Source organism: Cupriavidus nantongensis, assembly GCF_041726985.1.
Classification (GTDB): domain Bacteria; phylum Pseudomonadota; class Gammaproteobacteria; order Burkholderiales; family Burkholderiaceae; genus Cupriavidus; species Cupriavidus nantongensis_A.
The window spans coordinates 2,209,528-2,233,889 of the sequence record NZ_CP168302.1; the positions used below are offsets into that span (position 1 = coordinate 2,209,528).

Sequence of the window (24,362 nt, forward strand, 5' to 3'; positions counted from 1 at the left end):
GTGAAGGGATTTGCCTGAGACCGATGCTAAGTTAAGCGATAAACTCTCACAATCGAGTTTATTTTCCAGGTTCCGTCAGGAAACCTCACAATGCCGCACAAGCTGCCCCCGCTCAACGCCTTGCGCATCTTCGAGGTAGCCGCCCGCGCCGGCAGCTATTCCGCTGCTGCGCGCGAGCTGCACCTGACCCATGGCGCAGTCAGCCGGCAGATCGAGATCCTGGAGCAATGGCTGGGGCAGCCGCTGTTTATCCGCCAGGGCCAGCGCATGGTGCCGACCGTGCACGCGCAGGCGTTCGCGCGCGAGATCAGCACGGCGTTCGACCAGATCAGCGCCGCGTCCGAGCGCTATGGCCGCATCGCCACGCGCAAGGTGGTGCGCGTCAACGCGCCGGCCACCTTTGCCATGCGCTGGCTGATTCCGCGGCTGGATGATTTCCGGCGCCTGCAGCCGGAGGTCGACGTGCGGGTCTCTACCGCCTTCAGCAATGAAGCGGGCTTCAACGGCACCTTCGACGTGGCGATACGGCGCACGCTGGAGCGCGGCGAGCAGTTCGAATCGGTGCCGGTGTTTGCCGAATACCAGACCGTGATCGCCAGTCCGGCGCTGCTGCGGCAGTTGCCGCTGCAAGGGGTGGAAGACCTGGTGGAGGGCGTGTTCCTCTATACGGAAACGCGGCCGGGCAGTTGGGAGTCATGGCTGCAGCAGGCCGGACATGCGTCGCTGCTGCCGGTGCGCACGCTGCGCTTCGACCATTTCTTTGTCACGCTGCAGGCCGTGGCGGACAGCCTGGGCTTTGCCATCGGCACCTTTCCCACGCTGGAGGCGGACCGCGCCGGCGGGCGCATCGCCACGCCGTTCGGCGCGATCCGCGCGCCTGGCAACACCTACCATGCGCTGGTGCCGCGCGATGCCGACAAGCCGCTGCACCTGCGCGCCTTCCTGGAATGGCTGCAGCAGCAGGGCGCGGCTGCCGGGGAAGGGTGAGGCGGGGCGCGCCCGCGTGTTACGTGTGTCGTGATGAGAGGATGCGTGGCGCGCGGCCCGCGCGCTGCGGGCCCACGCCGGCCGGCGCTCAGGCGCCGTCGAGGAACATGCTGCGCTGGCCCAGGCGCGTGCCGAGCGCATCGGGAGCCAGGCTCATGCTGGCGGGGTCCACTGCCGACACCGTGCCGCCTGGCAGCGACGGATCGACGGGCGCCGGTGCCATGCCGGGCTGGGCCGGCGGCATGGGCGCCTGCGCATAGCTGCCAGCGGTGGCCGGGGCAGCCTGGCCAACTGGAGCCATCTGTGCCGACGGGGCCGCAGGCATCGCCTGCGCGGATTGCGTCGGCGGGGTGGACGGCATCGGCTGCATCGGCTGGGTCATCGGCATCGGCTGGCCTGGCTGCAGCGGCTGGGCCTGCTGCGCGAACAGCGGATAGGACGCGATCATCGCGCCGGCCATGACCAGGGATTTCGCCAGATGTTGCTTCATTCGTGTACCTCCTAGAAACGCCTACAGGCAAGGGAATGGCCACTGTAGCGCCGGGGCACCTGACATTCTGTTTGTTTTTGCAACGGTCGTTAACCAGTCTTGCTATCGCGGCCTAGGCAGGTTATTCGCACGCGGGGCTGGCCGTGCGCAACGTCATCGCCGGGCAAGCCGCTTCAGCGCGGCCGGGTCCAGCAGTTCGATCTGGCGGTAGGCGCGGCGGATCAGCCCGGCGTCCTGCCACGCCTGCAGCGTCTTGGCGACGGTCTGGCGCGAGCGGCTGACCATGTCGCCCAGGTCTTCCGCGCTGATGCGCACGACGTGGTCGGTGCGGTCGGCCAGCTCCAGCAGGCGCGCCGCCATGCGCGCGTCGACCGGGGCCTGCGCCGCGCTTTGCGCATGGTCGAAGGCCACCCGCAGGCGCGCGCAGATCTGCTGCACGATCAGGTGCATGCCTTCCGGATGCGTGGCCAGGATGCGGTGGAAATCGCGCTGGCCCAGCACCAGCAGCTCGGTGCTGCCGACGGCGAAGGCGTCATGCGTGCGCGGCTTGCCGTCGAGCAGCGAGATCTCGCCGAACCAGCGTCCGCGCCCGATCACCGAGTACACCGACTCGCGCCCGCCGCTGCTGACCCGGCTCATGCGCACGCGCCCGGACACCACCATGCAGAAATACGTGGGCGGGTCGCCGCGCGCAAAGATCATCGCGCCGTCGCCGAAGCGCTGGCGGCGTGCGGCATGCGCCACGGCATCCAGCACGCGCGGCGGTGCGTTGCGCAGCCAGCCGCTGGCCAGCACGCTGCGCGGCAGCGCGCGCACCGGTTCATCCGCTTTCAACGGATGCTTCACCCTGGCCTTCACCTGACGTCCCACATCGCCCTCCATGCCTGAGCCGAGATTGTCTAACACTTAACAGACTTTAGCCCGGGGCGCCGGGACAATGCAGCGGTTCAATGACTCACTCACATGCCCCCGGGAGGCCGCACATGGCGCAAGTCCAGCTCGTCGAAGCCGCAAACGAATCCGTAAAAGAACGCGTCTCCGACGCCGAATGGCAGATGCGCGTCGATCTGGCGGCCGCGTACCGGCTGGTGGCCCACTTCGGCTGGGACGACCTGATCTTCACCCATATCTCGGCGCGCGTGCCGGATGCGCCGGACCAGTTCCTGATCAACCCGTACGGCATGATGTTCGACGAGATCACGGCCTCCAGCCTGGTCAAGGTGGACCACCACGGCGAGCCCGTGCTGGACACGCCGTATGACGTCAACCCGGCCGGCTTCATCATTCACAGCGCCGTGCACGAGGCGCGCCCCGAAGTCGGCTGCGTGATGCACACGCATACCGCGCACGGCGTCGCCGTGTCCGCGCAGCAGGACGGGCTGCTGCCGATCTCGCAGCAAGCGATGTTCGCGCTGACCGGACTGGCCTACCACGACTATGAAGGCGTAGCGCTGCGCGAGGACGAGAAGGCGCGGCTGGTGGCCGACCTGGGCCGCTGCAAGCAGATGATCCTGCGCAACCACGGCCTGCTCACGTGCGGGCGCACGGTGGCGGATGCGTTCCTGACGATGTACACGCTGGAGTCGGCGTGCCGCATCCAGATCCTGGCGCAAAGCGGCGGCACGGCGCTGACGCGGGTGCCGGAGGCCGCCAGCGCCAACATGGGCCAGCAGGCGCGCCAGGCCACCAAGGGCAAGGGCTCCAACCTGGCCTGGCCGGGGCTGCTGCGCCGCCTCGACCGCATCAACCCCGACTACCGCAACTGACCATGGCCATCCTCGTCCACCTGCCGTCGTTCATGGCGGTTCCCATCACCGCGCTGCTGCGCGAGGCGGCGCCCGACATCACCGTGTGGAACGGCCGCGAGGCCGCCGTCGCGGAACAGGTCGAGGCTATCATCGCGTGGGGCCTGAAGCCCGGCGTGGTGCCGGCCTATCCCAACCTGCGGCTGGTATGCGCCGCCACCGCCGGCGTCGACAAGCTGCTGGCCGCGCCCGACCTGCCCGCGCACATCCCGGTGACGCGCATCGTCGATCCCGGCCAGCAGGCCGGCATCGCCCGCTTCGTGCTGGCGATGGCGCTGCGCCATACCCGCGCGCTGGGCCTCTACGCCGAGCAGCAGCGCCGCGGCGAATGGAAGCGCCACGCGGGGCGCGATGCGGCGCAGTGCCGCGTCGGCGTGCTGGGGCTGGGCGAAATCGGCAGCGAAGTGGCGCGCATGTTCGCCGCCATCGGTTACCCCGTCAGCGGCTGGAGCCGTGCCGCCAAGCACCTGCCGGGCGTCACGGATTTCACCGGCGACGACGGCCTCGACGCCATGCTGGCGCAGAGCGATATCCTGGTCTGCACGCTGCCGCTGACGCCGCGCACCGAGGGGCTGCTCGACCGGCGCACCTTGTCGCGGCTGCCACGGGGCGCCTACCTGATCAACGTCGGCCGCGGCGAACACGTGGTCGAGCCCGACCTGGTCGCGCTGATTGACGAAGGCCACCTGGCGGGCGCCGCGCTGGACGTGTTCGCCAAGGAACCGCCGGCAGCTGACGACCCGGTCTGGAACCATCCGCGCATCGAGGCCACGCCGCATATCGCGGCCGATCCGTCGTACCCGCTGGTGGCCCGCCAATGCCTCGACAACCTGCGGCGCGCGCGCGAGGGGCGCGCGCTGCGGAACCTGGTGGACCGGCAGGCCGGGTACTAGGTCACGGTCCCTAGGTCACAGTCACGTCGGCCGTGCCTGCCGCTACTTCAAGCAAGCGCGTGCCGGCGGTTGCCGGCTGCGCCGGCGCCGTGCCGCCCGCGAGCGGCTTCATGGTGTGGAAGGTGCAGCTCAGCTTCTGCGGCGTCAGCGTGACCAGCGCATAGCCCTCGGCATTGGTGTCGGCATGGCGCAGCCACGGGTTGAAGGCGCGCAGCGTGGCATCGAAGGTATTGACGATCGTGCCGCCGACGTTGCTGTAGATCAGCTCGCGCAGCGCGGCAAAGGCCGCGTCGGTATCGACCACGGTGCGGAAGGAGCTGAGCAGCGTGTTGCTTGACAGCCCGGCCGTGACCAGGTCCACCATCACCGGCGCCGGGGCCGCGGCATCGTAGTCGTCCATCACCTGTCCGCCGAAGAAGGCGTGGATATCGCCGCTCAGCGCCACCACGTTGCGGATGCCGTTGGTCTTCAGGAACGCCATCAGGTTCTTGCGTTCGGCATTGAAGCCGTCCCACTGGTCGGCATTGAGGATAAAGCGCTCGAGCAGCGTCACCGCCGGCAGCCGCGCTTCGATCACCGGCTTGATGTTGGCGTCGAACGCGGCGCTGTCGATGCCGGCCTGCACCAGCACGTTGCGCAGCGCGGTATAGGCCAGGTTGACATAGGTTCCCGCGGTGCGCGCGGCGCGCAGGTCGTCGGCGAGCGCGTTGGCGATCGCGGTCTCGAGCGCAGCCAGTGCGTTGTTGGCCGCCACCAGCGCCCGCGCGATCAGCCGCGCCACCGCCAGCGGCACGTCGATCTGCATGCGCAGAAGCGACAGCTGGTTGCCCCACAGCTTCCAGGTGGTGGCGTCGGCGCCGATGCGGTCCTGCCACCAGGCGCGCTGGGTGTCGCCCAGCATCGACACCGGTGTCAGCGCGTTGCCGGCGGCCGCGATCTTCTGCGCCTCGGCCGCGGCCAGCGTTGCCGTCGGCACGAAATACAGGCTGCCGATCGAGCGGCCGACCGAGGCCTCGGGAATGATATGGTCCGCGCGGTACAGGCGCTCGTCGGTCATCAGCAGCGTGGCGAGATTGCCGAAGGTGAAGGCGCGGTAGATCTGTATGTTCTGGAACGACGGGTTGTTCTGGTCCAGCGTCACGTCGGCCGGCATGAACTCGAACCAGGCCTGGCTGGCCGCGCGCCGGCGCGCGGTGCGCGGGGTCTGGTCGTCGGTGATGTTGTAGGTCTGGCGGTCCTGCCAGCAGTTGTCCGAGAACTCGTGGTCGTCCCAGATCGCGATCATCGGGAAGGCCGCATGCAGCGCCTGCAGGCGCGCGTCGCTGCGGTAGCTGCGGTACAGGTAGCGGTAGTCGTCGAGCGTGGTGGCGTAGACGCTGCCATCCGGCAGCACGGTACCGTTGGGCAGCTGCAGCACGGTGTGGCGGTCCTCGACGTTGCCGGTGCGCGAGCCGCCCGGCACGGCCTCGTAGATGTAGTCGCCGACATGGACGATAAAGTCCAGATCCTGCTGCACCAGCTCTTCCATGCCGGCCCAGTGGTTGGCATTCCAGTCCTGGCAGCTGACAAAGGCGAAGCGCAGCTGCGCCAGCGGGGTGCCCGCCGCGGCCGCAGTGCGCGTGCGGCCGGTGGTGCTGGGGCGGTTGCCCAGCAGGAAGCGGTAGAAGTAGCGCGTGCCCGGGCTCAGGCCCGTGACCTTGTTGCGGATGGTGTAGTCCCAGTCCGGCAGCGCCATCAGCGGCTGGTTGACCAGCAGCGTAGGCGGCGCGAAATCCTGCTGGGTCGACACCTGCAGCCGCACCACCACCGGGCGCCTGCCGTTGCTGCCTTCCACGCGCGTCCACACGATCACGCTGTCGGGACGCGGGTCGCCCGAGGCCACGCCGTGCACGAAGTTGAAGTTCTCGGGATTGCCGGCATCCGGTTCCGGCGCCGGGTCGTCATCGCCACCGCCGCAGGCGCTGAGCCCGCCGGTGGCAACGGTAACGGTCAGGAAACTCCCCCACTTGAGAAACTGGCGGCGGTCCATGGCGCTCCTCCTTCTGTTGTTGCGGTCTCCATGCAGCGCGCAGCCATGCCCGGATGCCGCTTGCGGCACCGGGTCTTCGTGGGGCGTGCTGTTTTTCTGAATCGATACTAGTGGCTGGGTAGGGCGCGCGCTGTCGGTGAAGTTCCGACATGGGTATAGGAAGAAGTCGACTGGCTGGCGGCGGCGGCGCCTCACGGCAGCGCGGCGCGCCAGCGGGGACGGGTGAGGGGGCAGGCGGTGGCATACCGCAGGCCTGGGACTTCGTCGAGACTCCGGCCCTCTCCCCAACCCTCTCCCGCAAGCGGGAGAGGGAGTACACAAGCAGGAGTTGAAAAGCCCGAGGCAGTTGATGACGCTGCGGGTTTGCTCCCCTCGCCCGCTTGCGGGAGAGGGGCTGGGGGAGAGGGCACGCGCTTCCACAGCGCGCCGGCCTTCGTGCTTGTCCCCGGCTTCAGTCGACGCTGATATTGTTGGCCCGTATCACCTTGCCCCACACCCCCACATCCGCGCGCACGGTCTGCGCGAACTGTTCCGGAGTTTTCGGCGGGGCCATGCCCATGTTCAGCTGCAGGAAGCGCTCCCGCATGGCCGCGTTCGCCAGCAGCCGGCTTACCTCGGCATTGAGCCGCTGCACGATCGCGGCGCTGGTGCCGGCGGGCGCGAACAGGCCATACCAGCTGTCGGTGTCGAACGGATAGCCCTGCTCGGTCATGGTCGGCACCTCCGGCGTCGCCGGGGCGCGGCGCGTGCCGCTGACCGCCAGCGCGCGCAGCTTGCCGGCGCGGATCAGCGGCAGCGACGACGAGGTATCGACGAAGGCCGCCTTGATCACGCCGCCCTGCAGGTCGGCCAGGATCGGCGCCACGCCCTTGTACGGCACGTGGCGCAGCTTCATGCCAGTCTGCATCCGCAGCGCTTCCATGGTCAGATGCCCGCCCGAACCGATGCCCCATGAGCCGTAGTCGCAGCCATCCGCGCGCTTGAGCACATAGGCGACGAATTCCTTGAGCGTGCGCGCGGGGACATCCGGCGTCACCACCAGGAAATTGCCGCCCGCGCCGATCTGGGCCACCGGCACCAGGTCGCGCAGGCCGTCATACGGCAATTTGGGCTGCAAGGTCTGGTTGATCACCACGGTGGCGGCGTAGGTGAACAGCAGCGTGTAGCCGTCGGGGCTGGCCTTGGCCACGGCATCGTTGCCGATGATGCCGTTCGCGCCCGGCTTGTTGTCGACCACGATGGTCTGGCCCAGCGCCTGGCCCAGCGATGCCGCCAGCGTGCGCGCGAACAGGTCGGTGCCGCCGCCCGGCGGTGTCGGCACCACCAGCCGGATCGGCCGCGCCGGCCAGCCGTTGCCGGCGTAAAGGGGGCCTGCCGTGGCGCCCAGGCCGAGGGCTGCGACCCCGCGCAGCAGCGCGCGCCGGCGTGGATCGGGCTGCAGCATGGCCGGGGCTGCAAGGCTTGTGCGAGGCACGGTGTCCTTCATGATGTCTCCCTAGTGCAGGCCGAAGTTGTCCGCCGCCTCGCTCTCCAGCGCGTCGGCGGCCGCGCCGTACAGGCTGCGCGACACATAGCTGCGCACCTGCGTGGCGCGCTGGCGCAGCCACGCCGCCTTGAGCCGGCGCGCCTCGCGCACGCTCGGGGTTTCGTCCGGCGCCAGCGCCAGCACGTCGACCACATGCAGGGCCAGTTGCGTCTCGCCACGCTCGGCCAGCGCCTGCGCGTGGCGCAGCAGCGCGCCGTGGTCGGCCACGGCGGCGGCGATCTCCGCTGCGGCCTGCTGCGGCGGCGCCGGGTGCAGCGTGGTCGCGTTGCGGTCCCACCAGCCGTTCTCGGAGCGGTAGATGTCGCGCGCGATATAGCTGGGGTCGCCGTACGTGGGCCGCATCCAGGGCTGGTCGAACAACGCATCCGGCGGCTGCAGCGCGGCCAGCATCTGGCGCTCGTTGCAGCCCGCGTTCATCAGCCGCACCACCTCGGCGCGCAGCCAGCGCAGGGCGCGCGCGGTTTCGCCCAGCACGCGCTGGCATTCCGCCTCGCCCTGCACGGTGGCGCCGAACTCGCGCACGACTGCCAGCGGCTGCAGCGCCGCCAGGCGTTCCAGCGTATCGGCCCAGCGCACGGTGTCGCGCATGGTGCGGAACGGCGTGCCGATGTTGGGGATCGAGTCGATTACTGCCGGGCCGCCGTAGAGCACGCGCCGACCGGGCAGCCAGACCGCCACGGCGTCGTCGGTCTCGGACGGCGCCCACAGGATTTCCGCGCGGCGCTCGCCGTAGCCCAGCGTCAGGCCATCGGCAAAGGTCTCCGTGGGGGCGAAGTGGGCCAGCTTGCCCGCCAGCGCGCCGGCCGGCTGGCGGAACTGGATCTCGGCCATGCGCTGCTGCATGCGCTCGGTCTCGCGGTAGCGCGCCTGGCGCGCCAGCACGTTGACGTGGGCCAAAACGCGCGGCGCGGGCTCGCCGCGCGCGGCGGCGTGGTCCAGCCATTGCTGCAGGCCGGCGTTGTAGCCCAGGTGGCCGTGGCTGTAGCAGATCGCCAGCACCGGCAGGCTGGTCTGCGTGCGCAGCGCCTCGATCATGCCCCGCGTGACGCGCCCGCCGGGGCCGCTGTCGACCACCAGCAGGCCGTCGCCGATATCGGCAACGAAGCTCTGGCCCTGCCCGTGCAGCAGCCAGACGCCGTCGCCGGCGCTGTCGATCCCCGTGCCCGTGACCAGCGCCGACGGCCGGTCTTCGATGTCCTGCATGCTTGCCTCCCTGCGGTCCGTTGTTCTCCAGCGCCACTGTCGGGCAAGAAGGCGCCGCGCAGGGATTGGGGAAAATCCCGCCGCGCCCCGGCGCACCGGCCGCAAAGCCAACGCCGGCGCGGCGCGCAGGCGGTTCGGGAATTTCAGGTGTAAACCGCTGGTTAGCACCACGCCGCTACTGGCAGTTCCCGGCAGCCGCGCGCTGCGGTAACGCGCGCCAGGCGGGAAATGCCGTTCAGTTAAGGGACCAATCACTACCGTCATTCCCGCGCAGGCGGGAATCCAGCGTCTTTGAAAGTCACCGGGTTCCCGCCTGCGCGGGAACGACGGTCGTTAAGCATTAGCGCTCAGGCGGGACGGCGCAGCGGGCTGTCGGGCAGATGAGTCAGGTAGTGCACTTCGCGCCGCAGCTGCGTGGCAAATTGCGCGGCGACCGGCGTCATCGGCGAATCGGCGCGGTAGATCAGGCTGACGCGGTGGCTGGGCAGCCGGTCTTCGATCGGCAAGGGCACCAGCCCGGCGGCGGCGAGCTGGCCCGGCACCAGCTGGCGCGGCAGCATGCACAGCAGGTGGCGGTCCTGCAGCAGCGACTGGATCATGCCGATGGTGTCGCAGCGCACCGCCACGCGCGGCAGCGGCAGGTCGTGCTCGCGAAAGGCATCGAGGATGGCCGCGCCCGGGCCCTGCATGCGCTGGCCGGTCAGCACCCAGTCCGAGCCCACCAGCTCGTGCAGGCGGCGCGCATGCCTAAGCGGGTGCTCGCGGTGCGCCACCACCACCGAATCGTTGTTGTAGAGCGGCTCGCAGGTGAACTCGCGCTCGATGCCCTCGTCCGGCACCGGGCTGACCGCCATGTCCATCACGCCCGCGCGCAGGTCGTCCAGGTGCATCGGGTAGACGCCGCTGTCGATGCAGACCAGCACGTCCGGATGCTGGGCCCGGAAGCGCGTCAGCACCGCCGGCAGCAGCAGGTGCGCCGGGCCGCCGGTGGCGCCCACGCGCACCACGCCGTTGCGCGCGCCCAGCATCTGGCGCATCTCGTCGCTGGCCTTGCGCGCCTCAGTGGCGATCAGGCGCGCACGCCGCAGGAAGGCCTCGCCATAGCGCGACAGCACCACGCCGCGGGTGGTGCGGGTCAGCAGCGGCACATGCAGCTCTTCCTCGAGCTGGCGGATGCTTTTGGTGAGTGCCGGCGCCGACACGTCGCGGGCGCGCGCGCCGGCGCGGATGCTGCCGTGCTCGGCCACGGCGATGAAGTCCTGCAGTTGGTTCAGGCGCATGGAGGGTCCCGTTCAGGCGATGGCCAGGGCGCCCAGCATAGCGGCAATCCGCCGCGTTCGGGATAACCCGGGGTGCTAACCCATGGTTTGCACCGCAGCCGTTTTGGCATCTGCCGTGAGGCGCGGTGCTAACGCATGATCGCTGCACATCGACGCCAACCGCCGGCCGCGCCGGCTTCTTCGGGGAGTGAAACCGCATGGCAATCCGGCAAGACCTGCCGCTGGCAGGCATACGCGTAGCGGAGTTCGGGCAGTTCATCGCGGCGCCGGGCGCGGCCATGATGCTGGCCGACCTGGGCGCGGACGTGGTCAAGGTGGAAGCGCTGCGCGGCGACAGTGCGCGGCGCTTTGACGGCACCAGCCCGCAAAGCCCGATGTTCCTGGCCTACAACCGCGGCAAGCGCGGCATCGCGCTGGACCTGCGCACGCCCGGCGGGCTGGATGCGGCGCGGCGGCTGGCGCTGGCCAGCGACGTGGTGCTGCACAACACCCGCGCTGGCGTGATGGAAGCGCTGGGGCTGGACGCCGCCACGCTGCGCGCCGCGCGTCCCGGCCTGATCCACGCCTCGATCAGCGGCTTCGGCACGCGCGGGCCGTCGCGCACGCGTCCCGGGCTGGATATCGCCGCGCAGGCGGAGAGCGGCATGATGTCGGTCACCGGCGAGGCCGGCGGGCAGCCGCTCAAGGCTGGCTTTGCGCTGATCGACGCGGCCACGGCGTTGGCCGCCGGAAACGCCATCCTGGCGGCGCTGTTCCGGCGCGAGCGCACCGGCGCCGGCGAGACCATCGAGACCTCGCTGCTGTCGGTGGGCGTGCAGCTGCAGGCGCAGCTGTGGGCCGAGTACCAGTGCTCCGGCGCGCTGCCGGTGCGCAGCGGCAACAGTCAGCCCAAGGCGGCGCCCGCAGCCGACGTGATCGCGGTGGCCGACGGGCATATCGTGCTATCGGCCTATCTCGACGAACACTGGGCGCGCCTGTGCGAAGCCATCGGCCAGCCGGCGCTGGCGCACGACGCGCGCTTTGCCAGCAACGCACTGCGGGTGCAGAACCGTGCGGCGCTGCTGTCGATCTTGCACGACGCCATGCGCCACCTGAGCGGCGATGCCGCACGCGCGCTGCTCGAACGCCACCAGGTGGTGGTGGGCGTGGTGCGCGACTACCACCAGGTCAGCGCCAGCGCCGATGTGCGCGCCAGCGGCATCCTGCGGCCTGTCGACGACGGCGAGGGCGGCCGGCTGGAATTGCCCGGACTGCCGTTCACCATGGCCGGCCTGCCCGCCGGCGGCGTGCCCGCGGTGCCGCGGCTGGGCCAGCATACCGCCGAGGTGCTGGCAGAACTGGGCTACGGCGTCGCGGAGATCGACGCCATGGCGCGTGCCGGCCACATCGGCATGGAACACGTCGCGCAGGAGGCGGCATGAACGCACCGCAACCTGCCGTCCTGCTGCAGCGCCACGCCGGCTGGGCCGAGTTGGTGCTGAACCGCCCCGAGCGCCGCAACGCCATCGACATGGCGCTGGCGCGCGCGCTCGGCGACGCGATCGAGACCCTGGCCGCCGACGACAGCGTGCGCGCGGTGCTGCTGCGCGGCGCCGACGGCGGCTTCTGTTCCGGCCTGGACCTGCAGGCGCTGCAGGCCGAAGCGGGCGGGCTGGCGGCGTTCGCGCCGGTGTGGGAGCGCGTGCACCAGGGCCTGCGGCACAGCCGCAAGGCCTGGGTGGTGGCGCTCGAGCGCCATGCCATCAACGGCGGCGCGGCGCTGGCGCTGGCCGGCGACTTGCTGGTGTGCGGCGCCGGCGCGTTCCTGCAGATCGGCGAGATCCGCCTGGGCATGGCCGCGCCGCGAAATGCCGAGTGGCTGGCGCTGCGCCATGCGGAAGCCGTGGCCGCGCGCCTGTGCCTGCTGGGCGACCGCGTGCCCGCGCCCGAGCTGCTGCGCCTGGGCATCGCCACCGAGATGGTCGACGACGCGCAGGTGCTGGACCGCGCGCGCGGGCTGGCTGCCACTATCGGCGGCTTTCCGGCCGAAGGCGTGGCGGCGATCAAGGGCGGCATGCGCGCGGCCTCCGTTGCGCGCGCCAGTAACGCATGAAGGCAGACACCATGACCGATTCCCTTATCCACGACGACGAGGCCTCGCTGCAGGCCTTCCGCGGCGAGGTGCGCGCGTTCGTCGCGCGCGCGCTGCCGCATGCCGTGCGCGAGAAGGTCCGCCTCGGGCTGGAAGTCAGCAAGCAGGAGCTGGTCGACTGGCAGCACCGGCTGGCCGAGCGCGGCTGGCTGGTGCCGCACTGGCCGGCGGCCTGGCAGGGCTGCGACTGGAGCGCCGAGCGCCGCGCCGTGTTCCAGGAAGAACTGGTGCTGGCGCACGCGCCGGAGAGCGGCGGCATCACCCTCGAGATGATCGGGCCGATCCTGATCCGCTACGGCACGCCGGCGCAGCAGCAGTATTTCCTGCCGCGCATGCTGAACCAGGAGCACTGGTGGTGCCAGGGCTATTCCGAGCCCAACGCCGGCTCGGACCTGGCTTCGCTGAAGACGCGCGCGGTGCGCAAGACCCGGCCCGACGGCAGCGAGGTCTACGTGGTCAGCGGCAGCAAGATCTGGACCTCGTACGCGCAGTACGCCGACTGGATCTTCTGCCTGGTGCGCACCGATACCGAGGCGCGCGCGCAGCAGGGCATCAGCTTCCTGCTGATCGACATGCGCAGCCCCGGCGTGAGCGTGCGGCCGCTGGTCGGCATCCATGGCTGGCACCTGTTCAACCAGGTGTTCTTCGACGAGGTGGAGGTGCCGGTGGAAAACCGCGTCGGCGACGAGAACGCCGGCTGGTCCATCGCCAAGTCGCTGCTCGAGCACGAGCGGCTGAACCTGGCGCGCGTGGCCGAGAACCGCCGCCGCCTGGCCAAGGTGCGCGCCATCGGCGCGGAGCTGGAGGAGGGCGGCCAGCCGCTGCTGCAGCGGCCGTGGTTTGCGCGCCGGCTGCGCGCGCTGGAGGTGCGTCTGGAAGCGTTGGCGGCCACCGTGCTGCGCTTTCGCCGGCAGGCGCGCGCAGGCCAGGCGCTGGGGCCCGAGACCGGCATGCTCAAGCTGCTGGGCAGCCGGCTGATCCAGGACATCGAGAACCTGGCGGTCGACGCGCTCGGTCCGGACACGCTGGCCTATGACCGTGCCGCGCATTTCGAGCCGGCGGTGCCGCCACCGGGCCAGTCCGCCTACGCCGCGGCAGCCTCGGCGCGCCGCTTTGTCACGCGCGGCTACACCATCGCCGGCGGCTCCAGCGAGATCCAGCACGAGCTGCTGGCCAAGCAGGTGCTGGGCCTGTAGCGCGGCCACGGTGGCTGCAATCTCTGCACAAGGAAACGAACAGATGAGCGATGCAACGGACGATCGCCGCATGCTGCGCGACAGCGTGCGGCGCTATGTCGAACGCGGCTACGGCTTCGAGCAGCGCCGCGCCGCGCTGGCCGAGCCTGATGGCTTTTCGCGCACGCATTGGCGGGCGTTTGCCGACATGGGCTGGCTGGCGCTGGGTTTGCCGGAAGCCTGCGGCGGCCTGGGCGACGCCACCGACCAGGCGCTGCTGGCGGAAGAACTGGGCCGGGCCCAGCCCGCGGAGCCGTGGCTGGCCAATGCCGCGCTGTGCGCGCCGCTGCTGGCCGCCTGCGGCGATCCCGCGCATGCTGCCGCCGCGGCGGCAATGGCAGAGGGCGGCGCGATGCTGGCGCTGGCCGCCTGGGAAACGCAGGGGCGTTATGACGCCTTCGATATCAGCACCACCGCGCACGCCCACGCCCCCGGGCAATGGACGCTGGACGGCCGCAAGACGCTCGTGCTGGGCGGCGGCAGCGCCAGCCTGCTGCTGGTGCTGGCGCGCACCGGCGGCCAGCGCCGCGAGCGCCATGGCCTGACCCTGTTCGCCGTGCCGGCGGATACGCGCGGCGTCAGCGTCGAGGCGCTGCCCACCTACGACGGCCGCCAGACCGCCAGCGTGACGCTGCGCCGCACCGTGGTGCCCGACAGCGCGCGCATCGGCGCGCGCGACGGCGCCTGGCCGCTGGTGGAGGCCGCCATCGACCGCGCCACCGTGATGGCCTGCGCCGAGGCCGTCGGCACCATGTCGCGCGCCTTCGAGCTGACCCGCGACTACCTGGCGACGCGCGAGCAGTTCGGCCGGCCGTTGACAGCGAGCCAGGTGATCCGGCACCGGCTGGTGGACCTGTACGTCAGCGTCGAGCAGGCGCGCGCCATCACCGAGGCCGCGGCCGACGCGCTGCAGGGCGATGCGCTGGCGCGCATGCGCGCGGTCTCGCATGCCAAGGCCTTTGTCTCGGAGGCCGGGCGCGCGCTGGGCGAGGACGCGGTGCAGCTGCACGGCGCCGTCGGCATGACCGACGAGGTGGAAGTCGGCCATTGCTACAAGCGCCTGGCGGCACACGCCAACCTGTTCGGCGATGCCGACTGGCACTACGAGCGGCTGGCGGCACTCGATCACGCGGCGCAGGCGCAGGCCTGAGCCGGTTCAGCGCGGGCGCCCGGGCCAGCCGGCGCGCCCGCAAACGACACGCCGGCAACGTACCGGCATGCGCGGCCAATGCGCCGCAACGGAGACAGCAATATGAGCAGCCAGCACAATGGCGCCCGCCGGGCGCGCGCCACGCGCGCGGCCCTGGCCGCGGCGCTGAGCCTGGCGGGCGCCGCCAGCGCGCACGCCGAGGCCAGCTACCCCAGCAAGCCGATCCGCATGGTGCTGCCTTCGGGCGCGGGCACCGTGACCGACCAGACCGCGCGGCTGGTGGCCGAGCGCCTGACCGCGGGGCTGAAGCAGCCGGTGGTGGTCGACAACCGCCCCGGCGCCAACGGCATCATCGCCAGCGAGACCGTGGCGCGCGCCGCGCCCGATGGCTACACGCTGCTGTTCACCTATGCCGCGACCATGACGGTGAACCCGTGGACCACGCCGTCGCTGCCGTACGACCCGGTCAGGGATTTCACGCCGATCGCGCGGCCCAGCCAGCCCGGCGGCAACCTGCTGGCGGTCAGCGCCGAGGTGCCGGTGCGCAACCTGCAGGAGCTGATCGCCTATGCCAAAGGCAGCAAGACGGAACTGGCCTATTGCTCATGGGGCGTCGGCTCCGGCGGCCACCTGGCGATGGAATACCTGAAGGCCAAGGCCGGCATCCACCTGCGCCACATCCCGTACAAGACCGCGACCCAGTGCAGCAACGACCTGGCCGCGGGCCACGTCACCATCGGCATTACCGATGCCATCTCTTCGGTGCCGCACCTGAAGTCCGGCCGCATCCGTGGCATTGCGGTGTCCGGCCCGGAGCGCCTGCTGACCGCGCCCGACGTGCCGACCATGTCGCAGCAGGGCGTGCCATTCCAGCAGGCAAGCTGGGTCGCCATCTTCGGACCGAAGGGCCTGCCCGCGCCGATCGTCGAGCGGCTCAACGCCGAGGTCAACCGCATCCTGCAGACCCCGGCCGACCGCGCCAAGTTTGCCGCGATGAACCTGCAGCCGGCCGCGCCGTCGAGCCCGGCCGACCTCGGCAAGCTGCTCAGCGCCGACCTGGCCGCCTGGGGCGAAGTGGTGAAGGTGGCGGGGCTGCAGGCGAAGTAGGGCAGACACACAACAACGAGGACGGGAGACAGAGAGCGTGAAGGCAACACAGTGGATGGCGATGGGCGTGGCCCTGGCCGCGGGCAATGCCGCGGCCGGCACCATGCAGTTGTTTGGCGTGGTCGACGCGTCGATCGAATACGCCAAGGGCTCGGACAGCGTGGTGCGCATGCGCGAAGGCCAGCAGGCCGCATCGCGCTGGGGCATCCGCGGCATCGAAGACCTCGGCGGCGGGCTCAAGGCCAACTTCCTGGTCGAGTCGGGCTTCAATATCGACACCGGCACGGAGTTCTTCGGCAACAACCGGCTGTTCGGGCGGCAGGCCTACCTGGGCCTGTCAGGCGGCTGGGGCGAAGTCCGGCTGGGGCGGCAGTACACGCCGTCGTTCTATGCGCTGCTGCGGCTGGACCCGTTCCTGCTGAATGGCGCGGTATCGCCGTTCAACCTGCTCAGCGCGACAGCATCGCAAGGCACCGGGCACGTGGCCTACGGCGCGCGCTTCGACAACGCGGTGCAGTACTTCTCGCCCAAGTGGGGCGGCTTTGGCTTCGGCGCCGCGGTGGCGCCGGGCGAGGTGCCGGGGTCGGCGCGCTCCGGCCTGAACTTCGGCATGAACGCGACCTGGGAGGCCGGCAACGCCTATGCGTTCTACAGCTACCAGGGGATGTATTCGGGCGCCAGCGTGCCGGCGGAGCCGACGCTGACGTCGAACCATTTTGTGGGCGGCTCGTACCGCTTCAAGCCGGTGGAGATCGGCCTGCTGTTCAGCGCGGCCAGCAGCGACCGGCCCGAGACCCGCTCGGCGCGCCACTACGGCGTGACCTTCAGTTGGGCCGTGACCCAGCGCGACACCTTCAAGGCCGCCGCGCTCAAGCGCCAGATCCTCGGCGGCGGCCAGCGGCCGCTGGCAGTGACGCTGGGCTGGGACCACGACCTGAGCAAGCGCACCACGGCCTATGTGCGCGCAGTGCTGGTGCACAACAGCGCCGGCGGCAGCGTCAGCAACAACAGCATCGTGATCGATCCGGGGAGTGGGGATGATGCGAAATCGGTGAGCGTGGGGTTGCGGCACCGGTTTTGAAGGGCGGGCGCGTAGCAACCGGGAGAGTCAGCGAAAGGCGCCGCCGCTTGCATACGCTCCCCTCTCCCGCGAAGTGGGAGAGGGGTGGGGGAGAGGGCCGGAGCATCAACGAAGTGGAGCCCGTCGGTATGCCAGCGCCTGCCCTCTCCCCCGGCCCCTCTCCCGCAAGCGGGAGAGGGGAGCAAACCGCGAGTTACTTCAACTGCTGCGCAAACTCCTCCAGCTGCGTAATGCAAATCCCCCACCCCTCATAAAACCCCAGCTCCTCATGCTGCTTGCGGGTGGCCTCATCGGGATGCATCACGCGCGCGATATAGCGGGTGCCGTCGCCCTCGTCGGCCATGGTGATGACCGCGGTCATCGACAGCCATGGCGTGCCGGGCCGGTACCCGGCGACCAGTGCCGAGGTCGAAACGATCTTCTCCATCGGCACGATCTCGAGGAAGCAGCCGGGGTTGTCGCTGGTGCCGCCATCGGGGCCTTGCATGAAGGTATGGAAGGCGCCGCCGGGGCGCATGTCGAAGGCCCGGACCTCGGTGGTCCACGGCTTCGGGCACCACCATTGCTTGAGCAGCTGCGGATCGCTCCACGCGCGCCAGACCTTGGCGCGCGGGGCCTTGAGCAGGCGTGAGATGACCAGGTCATGGCTTTCCGGGCCGGCGGCGTTTTCATTCGTCATGGGACTGTTCCTCTTGGTGAAGGGCTTCGACAAAAGCCGCCAGGCGGTCGGTACGGGCCTCCCATAAGGCGCGCTGGTCGGCCAGCCATTGCTGCGCGTCGGACAGCGGTTGCGGCACCAGTTCGCAGGTGCGCACGCGCCCCGTCTTGCGCGAGCGGATCAGGCCGCTTCGCTCCAGCACCTGCAGGTGCTTCATGAACGAGGGCAGCGCCATCGCGAACGGTGCCGCCAGCGCGGACACCGTTTCGGGCCCGCGCCCGAGGGTGCTGACGATGGCGCGGCGGGTCGGGTCCGCCAGCGCGTAGAACACGCCGGACAGCGGAGAAAGATCGACAGCCTGGGACACGTCTGCAAACTCGGCACAATGGTTAGCCATGCGGCTAAGTATAAGGAGGCAGCCGGAACTTGCAAGGCCAAAATGCAAGGCGCCCCGGACCAGCCGGGGCGCCTTGCAGCCAGGGCGGCGCGGTTGAGGCTATTGCTGGCGGACGTAGGCCGCCAGGGCCTTCACTTCCTCCGGCTTCAGGCTGGCGAACGGCGGCATCGGCACCGCGCCCCACTTGCCGCTGCTGCCGCCGCGGATGCTGGCTTCCAGCTTGGCCTGGGCCTGCGTGTCGCCCTTGTAGCGGACCGCGACCTCATGATAGGCGGGGCCGACGATTTTCTGCGTCACGCCGTGGCAGCTCAGGCAGGCGTTTTTCGCCAGCAGGCCCTGCACGTCCACGGCCGTGGCGGTCGCCACGGGCGGGGCCTCCGAAGCCGCCGGCTTGCCGGCTTTCTGCGCGATCGCCACGATCTCCGGATCCTTGATTTTTGCGGAGCCGTAGGCCACCGCCAGATAAGCGCCGAGCTGCTCGACCTCGGCGTCGTCGATCGGCGCGCCGTAGGCCTGCTGCATCTTCTTCATCTCGGCGGTCCACTGCGCCAGCGTCAGCCCGGGCGGCTGGTACGAGACGTAGTCGGCCGAATGGCAGATCGCGCATTTCTGCGTGGCGATGCCATAGCCGGGGAGTTTTGCCGGCTTGAGCTTGACGTTCTCCGCCGGCAGCTTGATGTCCTGCGGCGCGGCACCGGCATGGCCGGCACCGAGCAGGGCGAGCGCCAGCAGCGCGGGGGCGATGGTTGCTTTCATGGCGCGTTCCTCAGGCGATGGTGACCGGCGTGGCTTCGATGACATTGCGGCGATAGCCGGCGGGGTTCCAGTTGGCCTTGGCCGGCTGGGTTTCGCCGTTGTTGCTGGTGGCGCGCACCATCAGCACCGCCGGGCCCTTGCGCGCGAACCGGACCGGCAAGTGCCAGGCGCGGAACGAGAACCGGCCCAGGTCTTCGCCCAGCTTCGCGGCCTGCCAGTTCTGCCCGCCATCGACCGAAACCTCGACCGTGCGAATGCCGGAGCCGCCGTCGAAGGCAATGCCCTTCAGTTCGACGGCGCGGCCGGCCGGCAGCCTGCCGCCACTTTCGACACTGGTGATGAAGCTGCGCACGGCCAGCGTCGAGATCGGCCGCGTCTTGGCCGCCGGCGTGCCGGGGGCCACGCACTGGCAATCGTTGTCCGGCACGCGGTAGCCCTTGGTCATGAAGAACGCATCATGGCCTTCGAACGGGTGGTCCAGCACCTCGATCTCGTGCAGGTGCTTGATCCAGTAGGTGCCGAAGTAGCCCGGCACCACCAGCTTGAGCGGATAGCCGTTGAGCAGCGGCAGGTCTTCGCCATTCATGCCCCACGCCAGCAGCGGCTCGCCGTTCATCGCATGGGCGATATCGAGCGACTTGCGGAAGTCCGGCGTGCCCGGCAACACCGGCGTGTCCATGCCGTTGAAGGTCACCACCCTGGCGCCGGCCTTGACGCCCGCATGCTCCAGCACCTTGCGCAGCGGCACGCCGGTCCAGCGCGCATTGCCCATCGCGCCGTTGGCCAGTTGCGCGCCGAACACGCGCGGCTCGGAGAAGCCGCGGCTGTTGCCCGAGCACTGGTTCACGGCGACGACATGCACCGGCTCCGCCAGCCGCTTCAGTTCTTCGAGCGACAGCTGCAGTGGCTTGCCGACGTGGCCCCTGATGCTGAGGCGGTAGGTAGCCAGATCCACCGACAGCGGCAGGTTGGCCAGGTGGTAGCGCACGAAAAAGGCGTCGTTGGCGGTGATCGGCCCCTCGTTGAAGGCGGAGAAGGGCGTCTCCAGGTGCGGCGGCCGGGTGCTGACGCGCACCAGCGCGCGCTTGCCCGGATAGCGCACCAGCGGGCGCGGTCCGTCGGCCAGCGTCACGCCATCGGTGGCGCGCGCGGCCAGCGCGCCCAGCGGCGACGCGCCCAGCGCCAGCAGGCCTGCGCCCTGCACCAAACGGCGTCTTCTGGATAGCGGCCGGTCGTGGTCGGCAGATTGCGGCGGACGGTTCTTGGCCTGCATGGGGCGTCTCCTTCGGGGGCGTGTTGTGGCGCGCAAGGCGCTGTGGCGGGTACTTTGACGCCGCCTCATCAACTTGTGAAACGGGTTTTGCTGCTAATCGTTATCGATTTATTCGATATAGGGGAAGACCACGGCTGCCTCGCCGACAAAACCGCTTGCATCGCAAATTGGGTTTCCCTACACTTACCAAAACGTTTTTGTTAGCGGAAACCGATAATATCTGCGGCGAATTGCGCACAGACGCAGCCAGTGGCCGATGCGCCACCGGCACAACGCCCGACACACCAAACGAGGAGCAAAGCAATGTCCCACCCCGCCCCCGCGCCGGTGGATGAACGGCTGCCATGGCGGCGCCTGTTCGTCTTCGGCCTTCAACACGTACTGGTCATGGCGGCGTCGCCGATCGCGTCGGTCTTCCTGATGAGCAAGGCGCTGAACTTCCCGCCCGCGCTGGCGGTGCAGCTGCTCAGCGCCACCTTCGTCATCTGCGGCCTGGGCACACTGCTGCAGTCGCTGGGCAAGCGCGGCATCGGCGCGCGCCTGCCGTTCGTGATGCTGCCCGGCGGCGCGCCGATCGTGCTGTTTATCCTGATCGCCCAGCAGACCGACGTGCAGACCGCGGCCGGCGCGGTGATCCTGACCGGGGTGTTCTACTTCCTGGTGCTGCCGGTGTTCCGCCGCTGCCTGCGGTATTTCCCGCCGGTGGTGGTGGGCACCATGCTGCTGCTGGTGGCGATCAACCTGGCGCAGGTGTCGGGCAAGCTGGTCGCCGGCCATCCGGCCGCAGGCAGCGCGGTCGACCCGCTCAACCTGCTGCTGGCCTTCGCCACCATCGCCTGCACCGTGGCGGCGTCGCGCTGGCTCAGCGGCATGCTGGCACAGCTGGCGATCCTGCTCGGGCTGCTGGGCGGTGCGCTGGTGGCCGGGCTCGCCGGTGCGTTCCACTTCGGCCAGGTGTCGATGTCGCCGGTGCTGGCGTTGCCGACGCCGTTCCCGTTCGGCTGGCCCACCTTCGACGTGGTGGCCGCGATTCCGCTGATGGTGTTCGCCGTGATCTCGATGGTGGAAGCCACCGGCCAGACCCTGGCGATCAGCGATGCCGTGGGCCGGCCGGTGGACCAGCAGCGCGACGTGCCGCGCACCATCCGCGCCGACGCGCTGACCTCGCTGCTGGGCGGGATGTTCGGCACCTCGCTGATCATCACCAGCGGCGAGAACATCGGCATCGTGCGTGCCACCGGCGTGCGCTCGCGCTTTGTCACGGCGATGTCTGGCGTGATCCTGGTGGCGTTCGGGCTGCTGGTGCCGGTGTCGGCGCTGATCAGCGCGATTCCCGAAGCGGTGGTCGGCGGCACCGGGCTGGTGGTGTTCTGCATCGTCGGCACCATGGGCATCGACATGCTGCGCAAGGTGGACCTGCGCGACCACGCCAACATGTACGTGGTGGCGGTGGCGCTGGCCGTGGGCCTGCTGCCGATCCTGGTGCCGGGCATCTATGGCGGCCTGCCGGCAAACCTGCGCATCCTGGTGGGCAATGGCGTGGCGATGGGCGCCATCACCGCGGCGCTGCTCAACTTCCTGTTTTTCCATACGGGTCTGCGGACCGCGACGGCTGACACGGGCGCGGTCGCGCGCGACGATGCCGCCGCCACGCACTGACCCCGAACCTGCATTGCAATGACTCAAGCTTATGCCTCGACGCCGGCCTGGCCCGGCGATATCAACCCCCCGCTGGCGCCGGACAGCTTCCAGCGCCCGCGCATCCTGCTGCCGGAATGGACCCTGCTGCGCCAGGGCGCGGTACGCGGCCACGCGGTGGTGGTGGAGGGCGGCCGATTCACCGCGGTCGGCACCGCCGAAGACGTCGCCGCGCGCTTCCCGGAACTGGAGACCCTGCCGCTGCCGCGCATGCTGCTGATGCCGGGCATGATCGACACCCACCACCATCTGACGCAGTCGTTCGGCAAGTCGCTGGTCTTCGGCGAGCCGTCGGAGATCTTCCGGCGCGTGTGGGTGCCGCTGGAGGGCAGCCTGAAGGCGGAGCACCTGTACCTGTCGTCCAAGCTGGCGGCGCTGGAAGCGCTGCGTGGCGGCTTTACCACCGTGGTCGATGCCGGCACGCGCAGCGAGGCCGGGCTGGACGCGGTGGCGCGCGCGGTCACCGATGCCGGCGTGCGCTGCGTGCTGGGCCTGATCTGCAACGACAAGCCCGGCGCCGAAACGCTCGATGCCGCGCCCATCCTGCGCCGCGCCGCCGCGCACCTGGACCGCTATGCCGGCGATGCGCTGGTGGCACCGTCGCTGGCGATCTCGATCCCCGAGGTGGCCTCGGACGCGATGCTGCATCACGTCTACCAGCTGTGCGCCGAGTCCGGCCGCATCTTCCAGACCCATGCCAACGAGCACCTGGTGGCGGTGGAGCGCTCGCTCAACGCGTGCGGGCGCCGGCCGATCGAGCACCTCGCCGCGATCGGCGCACTCGGCCCGGCGGCCTTGCTGGCGCATGCCACGCTGGTGACGCCGCAGGAGATCCGGCTGCTGGCCGACAGCGGCGCCGCCGTCGCCTACAACCCCGTGGCCAGCGCCTGGAAGGGCAATGCGGTGGCGCCGGCCGAGACCATGGCTACCTTCGGTGTGCGCCTGGGCCTGGGCACCGACGGCACCCGCAGCGACGGCTTCCGCCTGCTCGACTATGCCGAGGCCGCGCAGCGCTTCGCCTTCGGCATCGGCGTGGGCGATTCGTCTTGCGGCGCGGGCTGGCGCTGGGTCGACATGGCCACGCACGATGCGGCCGACGTGGCCGGGTTGGGCGCGCTCACCGGCGAGATCGCGGCCGGCAAGCGCGCCGACTTCCTGCTGGTCGACCTGGACGTGCCGGAGCTGACGCCGTCGTGGGACCTGACCTGGGAGCTGGTGCGCCTGGCCAACCGCGACCAGATCCGCGCGGTCTTTGTCGACGGCAGCCTGCGCCTGTGGCAGGGCTGGCCCACCGACTGGGACGCGCGCGCGCTGATGCGCGACATCCATGCGATGGCCGAGCACACCGTTGCCGGGGCGCCGATCCGCAAGCTGCATGACGCCGCCGACGTGCACCGCGCGCGCCATGCCGGCACGGAGGCGGCATGAGCATGGACATGACCTTGTTCAGCGTCGGCGTGGCGGTCTTTACCGGCGCGCTGATCCAGGGCGCTACCGGCATGGGCTTCGCCCTGATCGTGGTGCCGGTGCTGGCGCTGGCCGCGCCGGCGATGCTGCCGGGCGCGCTGTTGCTGGCGATGCTGCCGCTCAATGCCTACGTGGCCTGGCGCGAGCGCCACGCCATCGACATGCGCGGAGCCGGCTGGATCAGCGCCGGACGCGTGGCCGGCACCTTCGGCGGCCTGTGGGTGCTGGTGGCGATGCCGATGGCGTGGCTCAACGCGCTGGTTGGCGGCAGCACCATCGCCGCGGCGGTGGTGTCGCTGCTGGCGCCGGCGTTCACGCCGGGGCGGCTGACCTTTGCCTCCACCGGCCTGATCACCGGCGTGACGGAGACCGCCACCGGCGTCGGCGGCCCGCCGCTGGCGCTGGCCTACCAGCACGCGCCGGTGGCAACGCTGCGCGCGACCGTGGCGCTGTGCTTCCTGGTAGGGGAGGTGATCTCGCTGGTGGTGCTGGCGTTGAGCGGCAAGCTCGGCATGGAGCAGGTGTTCTATGCCGCGGGGTTGCTGCCGGTGCTGGGCGTCGGCATGCTGGCCAGCCATCTGGTGCATCGGCGGATTAATCAAAGGATGTTGAGGGTGGGGGTGTTGGGGTTTGCGTTGGTGTCGGGGGTGGTGGTGTTGGTTAGGGGGTGAGGGTTGAGGGGTGGGGGTGTTGAGTGAGGTGTCGTGCTTGGCGGGCGTGGCTGTTTCGCCGGCGCAGCCGGCGACCTACTTCTTGGCCGAGCGCCAAGAAGTAGGCAAGAAACGCGTCGCCTATGCGGCTGGCAATCAATTCCGCGGCGTTAGTGGTTCGGGGGGGGTGATTTCCGTTTGGCGTGGGTGCCCGTTCGAACCTGCTAACGCTATGTGAGTCAGGGGCGGTGCCTTCGATCACCCACTTTTGAACGATCCCAACAGGGTGTAGGCAGCCTGCTGCTCGCGCTATCGGTGGGACGCCTTCGGCTGCGCTGCGCGCGCTTCCTATCTCAGGTCTTGGGCTCGGGCACGGAGTGCGTCGCTGCGCTCGCACGCGCTACCGCGGGCGAGCCCAAAGGATTCTCGCATCCCGCTTGTTTGCTCCCCTCTCCCGCGTGCGGGAGAGGGGCGGGGGTGAGGGCCGGCGCGTCAACGAAGTTGTCACGTGCGAGCCCAAGGGTCT

At 70.0% G+C, this 24,362-nt stretch carries 22 protein-coding genes; 12 read left to right on the plus strand and 10 right to left on the minus strand.

Translation table 11 applies throughout. From position 1 onward, the window contains the following. Nucleotides 1-90 precede the first annotated feature (90 nt). Nucleotides 91-987 carry a LysR substrate-binding domain-containing protein gene (locus ACEI37_RS09675; RefSeq protein ID WP_373376506.1) on the plus strand — a complete coding sequence of 299 codons (897 nt, stop codon included), beginning with the start codon at nt 91-93 and terminating at the stop codon, nt 985-987. Nucleotides 988-1,075: 88 nt separating this feature from the next. Here the strand turns inward: ACEI37_RS09675 and ACEI37_RS09680 are convergent, their stop codons facing one another. Continuing rightward, nucleotides 1,076-1,477 (minus strand): hypothetical protein, encoded by a 402-nt coding sequence (locus ACEI37_RS09680; RefSeq protein WP_373376507.1) that lies wholly within the window; start codon nt 1,475-1,477, stop codon nt 1,076-1,078. Between the two features lie 153 nt (nt 1,478-1,630). Continuing rightward, nucleotides 1,631-2,311, minus strand: a complete 681-nt coding sequence (locus ACEI37_RS09685; protein ID WP_373376508.1) for a Crp/Fnr family transcriptional regulator — start codon at nt 2,309-2,311, stop codon at nt 1,631-1,633. Between the two features lie 149 nt (nt 2,312-2,460). Here ACEI37_RS09685 and ACEI37_RS09690 point away from each other — a divergent pair, with 149 nt between their 5' ends. Both ACEI37_RS09690 and ACEI37_RS09695 read left to right on the plus strand, forming a co-directional pair. Next, a complete protein-coding gene (locus tag ACEI37_RS09690) occupies nt 2,461-3,243 on the plus strand; it encodes a class II aldolase/adducin family protein (protein WP_111521160.1) in 783 nt (260 codons plus the stop codon). 2 nt (nt 3,244-3,245) lie between these two features. Then, nucleotides 3,246-4,175 (plus strand): 2-hydroxyacid dehydrogenase, encoded by a 930-nt coding sequence (locus ACEI37_RS09695; protein ID WP_373376509.1) that lies wholly within the window; start codon nt 3,246-3,248, stop codon nt 4,173-4,175. Between the two features lie 10 nt (nt 4,176-4,185). Here ACEI37_RS09695 and ACEI37_RS09700 read toward each other — a convergent pair whose 3' ends face one another. The 4 genes from ACEI37_RS09700 to ACEI37_RS09715 all read right to left on the minus strand — a co-directional run bounded on the left by ACEI37_RS09700 (nt 4,186) and on the right by ACEI37_RS09715 (nt 10,233). Further along, a complete protein-coding gene (locus ACEI37_RS09700; RefSeq protein WP_373376510.1) occupies nt 4,186-6,204 on the minus strand; it encodes an alkaline phosphatase in 2,019 nt (672 codons plus the stop codon). Between the two features lie 451 nt (nt 6,205-6,655). Further along, a complete protein-coding gene (locus ACEI37_RS09705; RefSeq protein WP_373376511.1) occupies nt 6,656-7,648 on the minus strand; it encodes a Bug family tripartite tricarboxylate transporter substrate binding protein in 993 nt (330 codons plus the stop codon). A gap of 51 nt (nt 7,649-7,699) precedes the next feature. Next, nucleotides 7,700-8,953, minus strand: coding sequence for an alkyl sulfatase dimerization domain-containing protein (locus tag ACEI37_RS09710; RefSeq protein WP_373376512.1), 1,254 nt, complete (start codon nt 8,951-8,953; stop codon nt 7,700-7,702). A 347-nt stretch (nt 8,954-9,300) separates the two neighbouring features. After that, nucleotides 9,301-10,233: a LysR family transcriptional regulator gene (locus ACEI37_RS09715; protein WP_252682099.1), complete on the minus strand. Its 933-nt coding sequence runs from the start codon at nt 10,231-10,233 to the stop codon at nt 9,301-9,303. Nucleotides 10,234-10,430: 197 nt separating this feature from the next. On the opposite strand from ACEI37_RS09715, the gene ACEI37_RS09720 reads away from it, so the two are divergent. The 6 genes from ACEI37_RS09720 to ACEI37_RS09745 all read left to right on the plus strand — a co-directional run bounded on the left by ACEI37_RS09720 (nt 10,431) and on the right by ACEI37_RS09745 (nt 16,937). Further along, nucleotides 10,431-11,654, plus strand: a complete 1,224-nt coding sequence (locus ACEI37_RS09720; RefSeq protein WP_373376513.1) for a CaiB/BaiF CoA transferase family protein — start codon at nt 10,431-10,433, stop codon at nt 11,652-11,654. Then, nucleotides 11,651-12,325 (plus strand): enoyl-CoA hydratase/isomerase family protein, encoded by a 675-nt coding sequence (locus tag ACEI37_RS09725; protein ID WP_373376514.1) that lies wholly within the window; start codon nt 11,651-11,653, stop codon nt 12,323-12,325. Before ACEI37_RS09720 ends, ACEI37_RS09725 begins: the two co-directional genes overlap by 4 nt. Nucleotides 12,326-12,336: 11 nt before the next feature. Continuing rightward, nucleotides 12,337-13,560: an acyl-CoA dehydrogenase family protein gene (locus tag ACEI37_RS09730; protein ID WP_373376515.1), complete on the plus strand. Its 1,224-nt coding sequence runs from the start codon at nt 12,337-12,339 to the stop codon at nt 13,558-13,560. Nucleotides 13,561-13,603: 43 nt separating this feature from the next. Beyond that, nucleotides 13,604-14,749: an acyl-CoA dehydrogenase family protein gene (locus ACEI37_RS09735; protein ID WP_373376516.1), complete on the plus strand. Its 1,146-nt coding sequence runs from the start codon at nt 13,604-13,606 to the stop codon at nt 14,747-14,749. Nucleotides 14,750-14,851: 102 nt separating this feature from the next. Then, nucleotides 14,852-15,856, plus strand: coding sequence for a Bug family tripartite tricarboxylate transporter substrate binding protein (locus ACEI37_RS09740; RefSeq protein ID WP_373376517.1), 1,005 nt, complete (start codon nt 14,852-14,854; stop codon nt 15,854-15,856). A gap of 55 nt (nt 15,857-15,911) precedes the next feature. Continuing rightward, a complete protein-coding gene (locus ACEI37_RS09745) occupies nt 15,912-16,937 on the plus strand; it encodes a porin (RefSeq protein WP_373377746.1) in 1,026 nt (341 codons plus the stop codon). A gap of 193 nt (nt 16,938-17,130) precedes the next feature. Here the strand turns inward: ACEI37_RS09745 and ACEI37_RS09750 are convergent, their stop codons facing one another. The 4 genes from ACEI37_RS09750 to ACEI37_RS09765 form a co-directional block, all read right to left on the minus strand. Then, nucleotides 17,131-17,616, minus strand: a complete 486-nt coding sequence (locus ACEI37_RS09750) for an SRPBCC family protein (RefSeq protein ID WP_373376518.1) — start codon at nt 17,614-17,616, stop codon at nt 17,131-17,133. Beyond that, nucleotides 17,606-17,992, minus strand: coding sequence for a helix-turn-helix transcriptional regulator (locus ACEI37_RS09755; protein ID WP_018004867.1), 387 nt, complete (start codon nt 17,990-17,992; stop codon nt 17,606-17,608). The genes ACEI37_RS09750 and ACEI37_RS09755 overlap by 11 nt, the downstream gene beginning before the upstream one ends. 99 nt (nt 17,993-18,091) lie before the next feature. Then, complete coding sequence (locus ACEI37_RS09760; protein ID WP_373376519.1) at nt 18,092-18,748, minus strand: c-type cytochrome; 657 nt, start codon at nt 18,746-18,748, stop codon at nt 18,092-18,094. Nucleotides 18,749-18,758: 10 nt separating this feature from the next. Then, nucleotides 18,759-20,021, minus strand: a complete 1,263-nt coding sequence (locus ACEI37_RS09765; RefSeq protein ID WP_373376520.1) for a molybdopterin-dependent oxidoreductase — start codon at nt 20,019-20,021, stop codon at nt 18,759-18,761. Nucleotides 20,022-20,324: 303 nt separating this feature from the next. Between ACEI37_RS09765 and ACEI37_RS09770 the strand changes: the two genes are divergently transcribed. The 3 genes from ACEI37_RS09770 to ACEI37_RS09780 are packed head-to-tail and all read left to right on the plus strand — an operon-like array spanning nt 20,325 to nt 23,857. Further along, the gene (locus ACEI37_RS09770) at nt 20,325-21,680 is read left to right on the plus strand and encodes a uracil-xanthine permease family protein (protein ID WP_373376521.1); all 1,356 of its coding nucleotides are present in this window, start codon (nt 20,325-20,327) and stop codon (nt 21,678-21,680) included. Nucleotides 21,681-21,698: 18 nt separating this feature from the next. Next, a complete protein-coding gene (locus ACEI37_RS09775; RefSeq protein ID WP_373376522.1) occupies nt 21,699-23,147 on the plus strand; it encodes an amidohydrolase family protein in 1,449 nt (482 codons plus the stop codon). A 2-nt stretch (nt 23,148-23,149) separates the two neighbouring features. Beyond that, nucleotides 23,150-23,857: a sulfite exporter TauE/SafE family protein gene (locus ACEI37_RS09780; RefSeq protein WP_373377747.1), complete on the plus strand. Its 708-nt coding sequence runs from the start codon at nt 23,150-23,152 to the stop codon at nt 23,855-23,857. Nucleotides 23,858-24,362 lie beyond the last annotated feature (505 nt).

What these genes read in the sequence shown, in the direction of transcription:
- ACEI37_RS09695 (WP_373376509.1), top strand. Translation starts at nt 3,246, where the DNA reads ATGGCCATCCTCGTCCACCTGCCGTCGTTCATGGCGGTTCCCATCACC.
- ACEI37_RS09690 (WP_111521160.1), top strand. Translation starts at nt 2,461, where the DNA reads ATGGCGCAAGTCCAGCTCGTCGAAGCCGCAAACGAATCCGTAAAAGAA.
- ACEI37_RS09680 (WP_373376507.1), bottom strand. Translation starts at nt 1,477, where the DNA reads ATGAAGCAACATCTGGCGAAATCCCTGGTCATGGCCGGCGCGATGATC.
- ACEI37_RS09735 (WP_373376516.1), top strand. Translation starts at nt 13,604, where the DNA reads ATGAGCGATGCAACGGACGATCGCCGCATGCTGCGCGACAGCGTGCGG.
- ACEI37_RS09780 (WP_373377747.1), top strand. Translation starts at nt 23,150, where the DNA reads ATGGACATGACCTTGTTCAGCGTCGGCGTGGCGGTCTTTACCGGCGCG.
- ACEI37_RS09775 (WP_373376522.1), top strand. Translation starts at nt 21,699, where the DNA reads ATGACTCAAGCTTATGCCTCGACGCCGGCCTGGCCCGGCGATATCAAC.
- ACEI37_RS09765 (WP_373376520.1), bottom strand. Translation starts at nt 20,021, where the DNA reads ATGCAGGCCAAGAACCGTCCGCCGCAATCTGCCGACCACGACCGGCCG.
- ACEI37_RS09710 (WP_373376512.1), bottom strand. Translation starts at nt 8,953, where the DNA reads ATGCAGGACATCGAAGACCGGCCGTCGGCGCTGGTCACGGGCACGGGG.
- ACEI37_RS09705 (WP_373376511.1), bottom strand. Translation starts at nt 7,648, where the DNA reads ATGCTGCAGCCCGATCCACGCCGGCGCGCGCTGCTGCGCGGGGTCGCA.
- ACEI37_RS09750 (WP_373376518.1), bottom strand. Translation starts at nt 17,616, where the DNA reads ATGACGAATGAAAACGCCGCCGGCCCGGAAAGCCATGACCTGGTCATC.
- ACEI37_RS09730 (WP_373376515.1), top strand. Translation starts at nt 12,337, where the DNA reads ATGACCGATTCCCTTATCCACGACGACGAGGCCTCGCTGCAGGCCTTC.
- ACEI37_RS09755 (WP_018004867.1), bottom strand. Translation starts at nt 17,992, where the DNA reads ATGGCTAACCATTGTGCCGAGTTTGCAGACGTGTCCCAGGCTGTCGAT.
- ACEI37_RS09740 (WP_373376517.1), top strand. Translation starts at nt 14,852, where the DNA reads ATGAGCAGCCAGCACAATGGCGCCCGCCGGGCGCGCGCCACGCGCGCG.
- ACEI37_RS09745 (WP_373377746.1), top strand. Translation starts at nt 15,912, where the DNA reads ATGGCGATGGGCGTGGCCCTGGCCGCGGGCAATGCCGCGGCCGGCACC.
- ACEI37_RS09760 (WP_373376519.1), bottom strand. Translation starts at nt 18,748, where the DNA reads ATGAAAGCAACCATCGCCCCCGCGCTGCTGGCGCTCGCCCTGCTCGGT.
- ACEI37_RS09715 (WP_252682099.1), bottom strand. Translation starts at nt 10,233, where the DNA reads ATGCGCCTGAACCAACTGCAGGACTTCATCGCCGTGGCCGAGCACGGC.
- ACEI37_RS09720 (WP_373376513.1), top strand. Translation starts at nt 10,431, where the DNA reads ATGGCAATCCGGCAAGACCTGCCGCTGGCAGGCATACGCGTAGCGGAG.
- ACEI37_RS09675 (WP_373376506.1), top strand. Translation starts at nt 91, where the DNA reads ATGCCGCACAAGCTGCCCCCGCTCAACGCCTTGCGCATCTTCGAGGTA.
- ACEI37_RS09700 (WP_373376510.1), bottom strand. Translation starts at nt 6,204, where the DNA reads ATGGACCGCCGCCAGTTTCTCAAGTGGGGGAGTTTCCTGACCGTTACC.
- ACEI37_RS09770 (WP_373376521.1), top strand. Translation starts at nt 20,325, where the DNA reads ATGTCCCACCCCGCCCCCGCGCCGGTGGATGAACGGCTGCCATGGCGG.
- ACEI37_RS09725 (WP_373376514.1), top strand. Translation starts at nt 11,651, where the DNA reads ATGAACGCACCGCAACCTGCCGTCCTGCTGCAGCGCCACGCCGGCTGG.